Annotated in this window: 4 protein-coding genes; all 4 read right to left on the bottom strand. The window is 43.6% G+C overall.

Going from position 1 to position 11,873, the window contains the following annotated elements; translation table 11 throughout:
* Positions 1-14: 14 nt before the first annotated feature.
* The 4 genes from ACOIT5_RS13250 to ACOIT5_RS13235 all read right to left on the bottom strand — a co-directional run bounded on the left by ACOIT5_RS13250 (position 15) and on the right by ACOIT5_RS13235 (position 11,730).
* The gene (locus tag ACOIT5_RS13250) at positions 15-3,356 is read right to left on the bottom strand and encodes a TonB-dependent receptor (RefSeq protein ID WP_423126632.1); all 3,342 of its coding nucleotides are present in this window, start codon (positions 3,354-3,356) and stop codon (positions 15-17) included.
* Positions 3,357-3,536: 180 nt separating this feature from the next.
* Positions 3,537-4,733 (bottom strand): FecR domain-containing protein, encoded by a 1,197-nt coding sequence (locus ACOIT5_RS13245; protein ID WP_423126631.1) that lies wholly within the window; start codon positions 4,731-4,733, stop codon positions 3,537-3,539.
* 115 nt (positions 4,734-4,848) lie between these two features.
* On the bottom strand, positions 4,849-5,463 hold the full coding sequence (locus tag ACOIT5_RS13240; protein ID WP_423126630.1) for an RNA polymerase sigma factor: 615 nt from the start codon (positions 5,461-5,463) through the stop codon (positions 4,849-4,851).
* Positions 5,464-5,733: 270 nt separating this feature from the next.
* Positions 5,734-11,730, bottom strand: coding sequence for a carboxypeptidase-like regulatory domain-containing protein (locus tag ACOIT5_RS13235; RefSeq protein WP_423126629.1), 5,997 nt, complete (start codon positions 11,728-11,730; stop codon positions 5,734-5,736).
* Positions 11,731-11,873 lie beyond the last annotated feature (143 nt).

Genomic DNA, 11,873 nt, shown 5'->3' with positions numbered 1-11,873 from the left:
TAATTAATTACAATTTAAAATCTTACAGAAGCGCCAAAGGTGACTGTTTTGGTTATCGGATAGTTCGTTGAACTTACTTCCGGGTCCCATCCGGTCGGGAAGTGGCTGATTGTAAAGAAGTCGGACAAGCTGGCATAAAATCTGATTTTGTTAATTCCGGTTTTATTCATCCATGTTTTTGGAAGGGTATACCCCAGGGTGATGTTTTTAATTCGGAAATAGGCTCCATTAATCAACCAGAAATCAGAAACTGCATAATTGTTCGAAATACCGGTTCGGGTCGCTCTCGGGTATTTTGCATTGGCATTTTGCGCATCAGAATTGTAATGGCTCCAATATTTTCCAAGAATAATTTCGGGTACATTGTACAAATCGGAACGGATTGGCTGTACCATTTCATCGGTCAGCATCGATTTTCTCTCGCCAACGCCCTGGCAAGAAAGTAAAAAATCAAACCCTTTGTATTCCATGTTAATATTACCCCCGTAATTCAAACGCGGGATGTATGAACCACCAAGCAGCACACGGTCGTAATTTGTATTGATAATACCATCGGGCACCCCATCGGGGCCGCTGATATCTTTGTATCGGACATCGCCGATTGTAACTACGCCGGATGTAACCGGTGAACCGGCAAGTTCTTCAGTCGTTTGATAAATTCCATCACTCAAATAACCATACCATTCGTAGTATTCGCTTCCTTCTTGTATAATGGTTCCGCCGCTTTCAACACGTGTATCTTTCAGGTATCCCATTTCCGAGCGGTGATGCGAAATATTAAAACTAATCCCATATCGGAAATCACGGATTTTATCATTCCAGGCCAAATCGATATCCCATCCTTTTGTCGACATTTTTCCTGCATTTTGATAAGGGTCGGAATAACCCATAAACGTAGGAATCTGAAGTTTCAGCAACATGTCTTTGGTTTGTTTCCAGTAATAATCCCCTGAAAAGTTCAAACGGTTTTTAAAGGTATTCATATCGATACCAAAACCCTTCGTTTCGGTGGTTTGCCAGGTAATATCCCGTACCGGATACTGATAAGCCGATGCTCCTTGAACCGAAGTGACCGTATTGCCAATGTACAAAGTCGGGTTATTGAAACTGAGGGTTGACTGGTACGGATAGTTCCCGATGCGTTGATCGCCCAGTTGTCCCCATGAAGCGCGAAGTTTCAGGTGAGAAATCAATGAATTATCTTCCAGAAAACCTTCTTCTGAAACCACCCACCCTGCTGACACTGACGGGAAAAAACCCCAGCGGTAATCGGGATGAAAACGGGAAGAACCATCGTAACGGAAATTAGCCTGTAACAGGTATCTCGAATTCCAGTTGTACATGAACCTTCCTAAAGCCGAGCGAAGGGCATTCTCATAAGCATCGCCGGCATTGTCTTTCATGTGTCCCGGCCCGGCATCCAGATAAGGATAGTATGTAAAATCGTATTCGCCACGTGATGCCATCACATTTTCATGGAAAAAATAATAGTTTTCGTAGCCAAGCATCAAACTGAAGTTGTGTTTGCCGATACTTTTCACATAGTTGGCATAGGCCTGCGAAACAAGCGAATAACTATCCACTCTGGTTTCTTTCAATTTTGTAACTTCAGTTCCGTCCAGTAATTCAGTTGTTTCGGTATCGTCCCAGGCAGAAAAATAAGGAACCTGTTTATTAAACAATTTTCCTTTGTAGAAATTAAATTTGGGAGCGAAAAGTCCGGTGATAGTCAATCCCTTTAACGGTTTAATATCGATTGAAATTTTACTGTCTACCTGGTTGTCAGATGTTTCATCCGTACCTCCAAATGCCATCTTCCCATACACGTTGGTTCCGTTGTAACCTCCTGCCAAACGTCCGTCGGAATAGATGCCGGCAAAAATCGGCGGTTCGTACCTCATTCGGTAGAAATAATCGAATGCCGGATTCACGTTGACTTCCCGTTTCATATTTATATCGAAAGTTGAAGAGAACCAGCGTCCGATTGTGAGGTTATTGTTTAAACGTGCCGTCATTCTTTTCCATGATTGATTTTCAACCAAAAGACCGTCTTCGTCAACATAACCAATACTCAGATTGGTACGTAAATTATCTTTTCCTGTGGCAACAGAAAGTTGATGGCTCTGACGCTGTGCAAAATTTCTCAAGCTTATGTCTACCCAATTGGTATTCGGGTACTGATCGGGATTTTGTTTATTCAATGTCCAGTAATTGTCAATCAAATCTTTTGAATACTGGATGTATTCGCCACCTGCCGGGTTATCGTTCCAAAGCATTTCGTTAAAAACATTCATGTAGGTGGGAGCATCGGCATAATCCGGAATTTTAGTTTGATAATTCATCGAGTAGCTATAATTATAATCGATGCTTTCTTTTCCTGCTGCCCCTCTTTTGGTCGTGATTAAGATAACGCCTGCAGCCGCACGCGATCCGTAAATCGAGGCAGATGCGGCATCTTTCAATACGGTCAGATTTTCAATATCTGCGGGATTTACATCGTCGATACTACCGGTTGGTACACCATCAACAATAATCAACGGGTCGTTTGAGGTCATTGAAGTGATCCCCCTTACCCGAATTGTGACAGCTCCTCCCGGACGCGAATTGTTTCGGGTGACCATTACTCCCGGCAAGGCCCCTTGTAAAGCGGTTCCGATTTGGGGAGTCTGGCGGGCAACCAGTTTCTCTCCGCCAAGAGAAGAAATAGCGCCGGTTAAATCTTTCTTTTTTACCGAACCATACCCAATGGCCACCACTTCTTCAATCCCAATGGTTTCTTCGTCCATGATAACATTAATCGCAGTTTTGCCGGTTACCGGGACTTCCTGTGTGCTCATCCCTACAAATGAGAACACCAGCGTAGCATTAAACGGAACATCCGAAAGTGAGTATTTGCCGTCGAAATCGGTAATAATTCCGCGCGTAGTCCCTTTTACTAACACAGTAACTCCCGGAAGCGGTGCACCATACGAATCGGTAACCTTTCCCGACACAGATAACAGTTGCTGAACCTGAACCGAAGAAGTTCCTGCCATATTGATATCTTTCACCGGACTCCCCTTCCTGTACAACAAAATCTGACGATCATCGATATTATACTTTACATCTGTACCTTCGAGCAGCTTTGCCAGAATTTCATCTATTGTTTTGTCTTTGACCGAAATAGACGTTCTTGCCGACTTGTCAATTGTCCCGCTCTCGTAAATAAAAATGAACCGGCTGTTGTTTTCAATTTGCAGCAATACTTGTTCAATCGTGACATTGTCAAGCGAAAGGTCCAGTTTCGTATTTTGGGAATAGGTCCCCGCTGAAACTGTCAGGGTAAGTAATAAGGTTAGTAAGGTCGTTAATCTCATAATTAACAAAAACTTTTGGATGCTCCGCTTAGAGGCAGAGACATCGGTTTTCCATTTTTTTTTCATAAATTTGAAACGTTAACAGGTTTAAAATTGCCTTACAGAGGCGGTTAAACTTAATTCAGGAAGTTGGTTATGGTTGGCACTTTTAACCAACTTCCTTTTTATTTTGCATTCATTTTATTTCTCCTCATTCAACCTAAAAAAAACCGCTTTGTCTTCTTCAGTATAGTTTCCGTCTGAGATCAGCGTCAAGGCGTTTAAAACGCGTTGGAAGTCATCTTTCAGATCAAGTTTTCCCGATATTTTCCGGTTCTCCACATCCTTCGTCCACCGGATCCCGACATTGTAAAATCGTGAAATTCGCATCAGCACCGAAGGCAGCGGTTCATCGTTGAAAACAAACACTCCTTCAGTCCATGAAATATAATTGGTGACATTAACTTTCGACACGGAATACGAATTGTCGGAGCTGGCTACAACAACACGCTCATCAGGTTTGAGCAGTACATTTTTCCCCAATAACGTTTTGCCCAAATTGAGACTGACGGAACCTTCGACCAGAACCGTTTCTTCAACTGTCTCATCGGGATAAGCTTTTACATTAAAGCTTGTTCCCAACACTTTGATGCTCGAATTGCTTGTTTCGACAATAAACGGTTTTGACTTGTCGCTGCTGACTTGAAAAAATGCTTCACCCTGGAGTTGCACTTCTCGTTTATTGCCATCGAATGCCGCCGGGTAAACCAGTCGCGAACCCGCATTAAGCCATACTTCGGTCCGGTCGGCCAACACAATTTTCGCTTGTTTGCCAAAAGGGACAATCAGTTGGTTCATTACCGGATGGCGGGTCTCCTTCTCTTTTTCCACCAGTTCGTTGTTGATTTTGATTTGCTTTCCTTTTTGTTCGTAAACGATTTCAGACCGGTCGTCCCGGATGTTTATTTCTTTTCCGTTATCCAGCAAAAGCCGAGTTTCAGTAAAATCTTCCCGGTTGTATGACGACATAAAATCATATTCGGTGTTCGATGAAACAAAATAATAGGTCAATGAACCAACTGAAAACAACAGGATAATTGCAGCTGCGTAACGTAAAACCAACCGGTAGTACCTGGGAGTTTTCTTTTGCTCCCGATAGATCTTGTTGATCTCTTCCCATATTTCCAATTTACGGCTCAAATCGGTTTTAAGCTTTTCATCATCAAAAAGCCGGATCAATTTAACGGCCTTTTGAAAAACATTTGTTTGTTCGGGGTATTGGGCTAACAATTGCCGGTAAAAACCATCCATGTCGGGTCGCCCTGACCTTGCCCAACTGCAGAAATCAGGATCGTCTAAAAAATCGTCCAGGGTGTATTTTTGAAAATTCTCTTTCATTTTGTTTCAGGGTTTCGTTAATAAGTCGTAAGCATTCGAAATCCATAGACAAGAATTTCAGAAAAAATTCAGAAACGAAATACAAAATAAAAATATTCGGCTAATTATGAGTCGCTTATAAATTTTGAACTGATTTAAACAAACTAAAGAAAAGCAGATTGGAATGGTCGGCTGTACCAAATGTTTCTTTGATCGATTTCAGTGTCCGGTAAATCATCGTCCGGGCCGATTCCACACTGATTTGCATGAATTCGGAGATTTGGGTGTAGTCAAATCCACAATTAAATTTCAGGTACAAGGCTTCTTTTTGACGGGCAGTAAGATCTTCGGTGATCATTTTCAGAAACCTGGCGCGCAGTTCATCCGTTTCATCGGCAATCAGCGAGTTTTCGACCGAATAGCTGATCCGGAAATCCGTTTCCCCCGGACCTTCTGATGGCAACAGATTTTTTGTCTTTCGCTGTTCCGATACGATATGATTTCGCAGCGCTTTCAGCAAATAAAACCTGAGATTCTTTACCGGTTTCAGTTTTTGCTTGTTTTTCAACAAATCGACAAATAAATTCTGGATGCAGTCTTCAACCAGAAACCGGTCGGACGAATACTTCATTCCGAAGTTCAGGAGCATATCAAAAAAATCAAAATAAATGGATGAAAGCGCCGCATCATCACCTTCCATATATCGTTCCCATATATTCTGATACAGATCCCTTCCTTCGTTAATTGACATGCCGGATATGAAATTATTCTGATTAAGTTGGCTAAATTAATCAATTTTATCAGATACAAGTTTACCGATCACACACACGGAAACTGAAACTCATTGTTTTAAAAGATGAACAAATGTGAAAATCCCCCTCAAATCAGATTCAGTTGCGCATTTCTGCCGTACAGCTGTATTCGACATGAACAGGGAACTGTAAAAGATGGCCGGATGAAAACTCATTAATTCATGTAGCCCTTTAATATCGTGAAACAATGCCAATGCGAAACGATTTTTTCACTTATCACAAATCCTCATCCTCTTCATCTCCTCATTTCCCCTAAACACCGGGAAATACATCAATTCAACTTTGGCCGGATTTAAGGCATAAGTGCCGGTATACCGGGGAATCAGTTTAATTTCGAAGGAGTACTCTCCTTTCCGCAAACGCTCGCAGAAGATCGTGGTTTCGTTTTTAAAATACTCGCGGTGCGATTCGTTCCTGAAGTTGTTTTTCTTGTCGGCATACGAACAGCCACCGGGAATCGGAATATTGATCATCACATACTCGGCATCTTTTGTCAGCTTAACCTTCGCAACCAGGCTCACTTCGTTGCCAGCTTTCAAGCTTAAAGTTGAATCGTGATCAAAGTAAGTCGTAATCTCAAAATCACCCCTGATTATTTGCGGATTACGGTTCCAATATGTTTGATAACTGGTCAGGTATACCGGGAAATCTCCGGTTTTGGAGATTTGAATCTGTTGAGTTGGATCAACTTTCATTTCAAAAGGAAACTCCGTGACCGTTTGGTTTACATCCCCCTGAATTTTTAGTTCCGGTTTCGCCGGCGCATTTTTGCCGCCAAGCAAATCAGGCAGAATAGTCTCGATGATTTGGGCCGATTCGTAAGTATTCTGCCAAAAACCGTTTTTTCTGTTTTCGAGAAAGTAGTTCCTGATTTTTCCCAGGGTGACTGCGTTTTTTGCCGAATCTGCTTTCAGGATCCGGTAGGCCAGCAAGGTATTTTGGATTTCGTTGACCAGCAGGCTGGGTTCTTGTTTTTTGTCTTCAATATATACATTCCCGAATAAGGTTGTTTTTTGATAGTGATTCAAGGTGTCGGGATCAAAAGCCAGCTCACATTGTTGTTTCAGTTCCATCACCCGCAACAACTCGTGCAATGATAATTTCCGGCTTTTTTCCAAATCGGAGAGGTACGCCTGGTAATTGATCTGCGTATCCAGCAGTTTCAGTATGTTGAGCATCCTGATATTCCGGTCGAAATTTCTGCTGCTTTGTAATTCCCAGGTCAGTCTTCCAACCAACTCTTCTTTGTCAATTTTAACAGCATAACCTTGTTCTTCAGCACAGGCCAACGCTTCCAGCACATGCAGACTGATCCAGTCGCTTTCTTCCGAATCTTTCCACCAGCCCCACAGCCCGCTTGTTTTCCGGGTTCCGTTTAATAAGCGGATCAGTTTCTCAATTTCCTTGTCCTGTTTGAATTCTTCCCTGGCATAACCGGCCATCGCCCGTTCAGCGAGCAATACTTTTAGTTTTGAAGCCAATTGTTCATTACACTGGTACCTGTATTTCAACACATGCCTGATTTCGGCCCGGATCAGATCAAGCACATCGGCCCGGGCATAAAGTGTGGCTTCTCCGGCAATTGCCGGATCAAAAGAAAGCTGAATCGTTGTATCCCGGTCAAGTAGATGGAATTCGCCTTTGGCTTCGTCCAAACCTAAAGGAAAAACCGGGATATCCCTCAATTCGCCGTCAAAATAACCATCTTCTTTCTCCAGAAAATATTTTACCGAAACAGAATCCAAAGAAGCGATTACCGGAATCGTATCGAGCATGAAATGGGCACAATATTTCGTTTGGCTGGAGCCTGGTTGTCCGTTCACCTCAAAACGGGTCGTGATTTGGACTGAATCCGGCATGTAGTTCAAAGCCTTGCCGATGACAAAGGTAGTGTCCGACTGCACCAAAAAGCGGGGAACAGCCAGTTGAGCCATCAATGGTTTGTACGATTTGATCCGGTCCTGCGTTTGTCCGCTCTGCCGCTTGCCGTTCATGGCCAGATAAAAGGTTTCCCAACTGGTGACGTCATCCGGGAAGGTCACTTCAAATCCGGCTTTGCCGTTTTTATCTGTCGTCAGGTTCGGTTTCCAGAACGCATCATCAGCGAAATGATCCCGAATAGAACTTGCTGCGGAAGTCGCTTCCAGAAAAGTGTCGTCAAAATCAGCCCCTTTATCGGCCGGAACAGTGGTCGGGCGGAAAGTTCCCGGCCCGGTTTCGATGATGACCACGCCGTTAGCCCCGCGAGCCCCGTAAATGGCAGTGGCGTCTGCGCCTTTTAGTATTTGAATATTTTTGATCAGCCCGGGATCCAATTCGGCAATATTTCCCGAAAATACATTTCCGTTGATCAAATACAAGGGCGGTTGTTCCGACGTCAAAACCGACGTTCCCCGAATCATAATTTCAAAAGGTTGTCCGGCGGAAGCATCTCCTAGAATAAACTTCACCTCTCCCAATTTTTCGTTTAACGCCAATGAAATATTTCCGCTGACCCCCGGAATACCCCGGGTCATCCGAACCGTGGATACTCCGGCAACAGCGCCGGTCAAATCCATTTTGCGCTGCATTCCATACCCAACAACAACCACTTCATCCAAACGCATCACCGATGCCGAAAGGTTCACGTTCACGGAACCAAAACCGGCAATTCTTTTTTCCACGCTGTCGTACCCGATAAATGAGAAAACCAATTCGTGCCGGTCGCGCGGCACTCTTAACGAATAGTACCCGTCCAGGGTGGTAATCGCTCCGTACGTGGTGCCTTTAACAACCACCGTGACTCCGGGGATAGGTTCACCGGAGTCCTGATCAAACACGTAACCCTCAACCGCGTCACCATCGCCGGTATATTGAAATTGCTGCTGATAGGAATGATAAATGGTTTTCAGTTCTTTTTCTTCATCATCAAAAAACGGGACCGGACTAAAGATGGTTTCTTCAATCAACTGACTAACTGCCAGACTAAACGTATCTTTATTAAAAGTCAGTGGCTGATCAAATTCATAATAATTCAGCCCGTTACGCTCAACATACAGGGAATCTTTCTGCTGATATTTGGCGCCGGTATAAAAGAAGATCAGTTTATAATAGCCTTCCTGTAAATCGTGAACAAAGGAAACCTGGCCCGGATAAACCCGGAGAAAATCAGGATTGTCGTACCTGAAAACAAGCATATTCAGTGGCATGTCTTTTCGTTGCTGATCCGGCTTGGTCAGGTTGACCAGCATTTTTCCGTTACCGGGCGAGGTCGAATCGGGGTAACGGTATCTGGCCTTCATCCGCCGTTTCGAATCAAGATAGTCCTGCCACTGTTTCTGCAACGACGCTTTTGTCAATACCACATCCGTCAGTTCCTGTTCCCGCTGATACTGGTTTAAATATATGGGATATTTACTACGGTCGGCGCTCCGCATTTTCAGCAACTCGGGTGCAAATTCATATTCAAAAAACGGTTCATGATCAAAGCCGGACGAAAAACTGTCCATCAGATGAAAAGCAACCGGCCCGGCAACCGGTCCGGCAAGATGATACCGATTGTTGCCTGCCAACGAAGGCTTCAAAAACCGGACCCCCTCCTTTTGTTCCAGAAAAGCATACCGTTCGCCAAAGGTGTTCCTATACGGGAAAATGTATTTATACAACCGTTGTTGTTCGGAAACGCTTAATTCTGGTTTTGCTTCCTGAATCCTGACATTTCTCAGCGACACATCTTCATTCAGACTGAAAATCAGTTTCCTGCCCGGATGAAAATACAGGCTATCGATGGTGATATTTTTTGTACTTGTCCGCAAGCTGATTTGATGATAACCGCTGTCCACCTCAAAAGAATACGGCCGGATATGGGTTGACCAGCTAAAATAAACCGGTTTATGATCGACTTCAACGACATGAACAGGCACCACATCTCCTTCTGAAACAACAAAAGGGGCAAACTGGCTTGCAGAATCCCCGGTGTGATATTCAAACCGGTAAATGGAATCTTCAGGATAAATGAATTGGTAATATTCAATAGAATCAAGGCCGGCCAGCAACTTCCATGCCTCATAGTCCAGCTTCAGCCCTGTAAAAGCGCCAGGATTAAATTTTTCAAAATGAAAATTGTTAATCAAGGTTTTGTTCTTTCTGCTTTTTCCCAGGTACGGTAATTCCGGCAGCATGTAACCAAATTTTTTGGTTAACGAAAAGGCCGTCAGGTCAACCCCTTCAACCGGTTTTCCGTCCTGATCGGTTACCAGGATTTCAATACGCGATTTTTGCCCCGGGTAAACAACCTTCGGCTGAATAACAGATACGTTCAGTTTTTTATCCATCAACGGAACCTGGTAATTTTCTTCTTTCATTTTCCCGCCCCACAGGTAACGAACGGATACGAAATAAGTCTGCCCTGAAGTTGTTTTTTGTTTGAAATCCAACGAATCAGTATATCCCGCCGCTCTCTGGCTGTTCCTTTTGTAAATGGTATAGCTGAAAGGCAACTTACGCGGATTATCAGCAACAATATATACCGAATCCGGTGTTCGTTCAGAGAAACATTGAAACAGAGAAGGCTGTGACGAAATATCCACCGTATTGATCAGGCTGTCGGATTGGATCGTATAAGATGCGAAAAACGGATCAAGTTCAATTTTGCACGGTGTCGTTCCTTCAAATATCTTTGTTTGGTTCCCGAAATTATCATTCGCACTGATAGTTACCTTTTTGTCTCTGCCCACGCCGTTTTTTTTGTAACCGAACCGGATGGAATCGGTGAGCAGTTCCATGTCAAACTCTTCGGAATCGTATAAATAGCTGACGGTCCGGCTTTCAGAAATTGCTTCATTATCGGAGGTTAGCAGTCGCGCAACAAGCTCATAATCCAGATTGGCCTTGGGAAAAACGGAATCAGGCAGGATAAGCTCAGTTTCACCCGTAGGTTCGAGCCTTTTTTCAAGGAACAAAAGGGTATCGGGGATAAATACCTGTTTTTCGAAATACCGGTTTATCAATTTTGGTTTGACCAGAACCTCAATCCGGGCATCCAACAGGTTCAGGTCATTCTCATCTGTTCCTTTGACAAAAAGTTTAACTTCTTCATTCCGGTATTGTTCGGTCTGATCTAAGCGAAGTGAAAGTTTGTTTTTTGACAATTCATAATCTTCGTACCGGAAATAGCCTGTCCTCAGTTTTTTCCTCCCATTCAACTCAAGCCGGATGGGATACTGCCGGTCGAGCTGCAGTTGGAGCGAATCATGAAGAAAAAACTGCCAGGCATAACCTCCCGGACGATAAGGGTCCAGACGGGTTAATTCGACATTCTTTTTAGTCTGCAGAATCACATTAACCGGCTTATCAACCGGCTTTCCCTCTTTTGTAAGCAGGAACGCTTTGAATTTTACCGAGTCGCCGGGATGGTATTTCGGCTTGTTGAAAACGATATAACCGGTGTGGTTCCGTTCAAACTTGTAATCGGAATAGCTATCACGGTAAGAATCATCAAAAATGGAAGCCACCTTCCGAAACGACCGGACAAAGAATCTTTTAGTCCCGTAAATGGTTCCCCGGGTTCCTCCTTCAACAATCGACCTGGTCCCGTCGATCGGGAGACGGATGGCATAACGAACAGGCAGCCAGACATATTTTACCGGCGTGTGATAAGCCACTTTCTGCGCTCCCCGCTTAATAAACGAGTTATTGTATTGCCGGGCAAGATTGTACCAGCTTGTAAACCCGTTGTACTTTACGCTTAGCAATCCTTTTTGATTTGATTTCCGGTCCAGGTGAGATTGTGTGGTTTGATCGAAATGCAGTTTTTTCAGGCCCACGCTCACCTTTGCATCGGGAATGATCTTTCCGTGCAGGTCATACACCTGGATACACAAATCGGTCTGGTTGTTTAGAATGAAAACATCGAAATCATGAACCGTTGTAACAGAGAATTTTTGCTTATTCTTTTCCGCGTAAGTTTTCAGGTAATGGCCTTTGGGCAGCACCCCCGTATACGCACTGTCGGTTAAAAATGAATCGACCAGCGAGTGAAAACAGGAAGATCCGACCTTCGCCAAATCATTTCTGTAAATCTTTTTAGCTTCCTGATCGGTCAGCTTATAAATGTAGGTATAATAGCTGGTTCGCCTGCTGTCAGGCAACTTTTGACTGAATAAATTCAGGTGAATAAATGATAACAGCAGTAAGGATAAAATGCTTAGGCTTTGACGGGTTTTCATGGATCGGGAAAAGGTATTTGATTTTTAGTTTATTCTGATTGCTGCCAATAAAATTAAGCTTTTATCCGGTCAACATGTTAACTAAACGAAAAAAGATTTTTGACCCGTTTGCGACAACAACATCTTCTTCCGGGCAAGAATCA

This window comes from Gaoshiqia hydrogeniformans (assembly GCF_049347105.1).
GTDB classification, from domain to species: Bacteria; Bacteroidota; Bacteroidia; order Bacteroidales; family Prolixibacteraceae; genus Gaoshiqia; species Gaoshiqia hydrogeniformans.
Note: the sequence above shows the minus strand (reverse complement) of the source record. Positions and strands in the feature narration are given on the sequence as shown.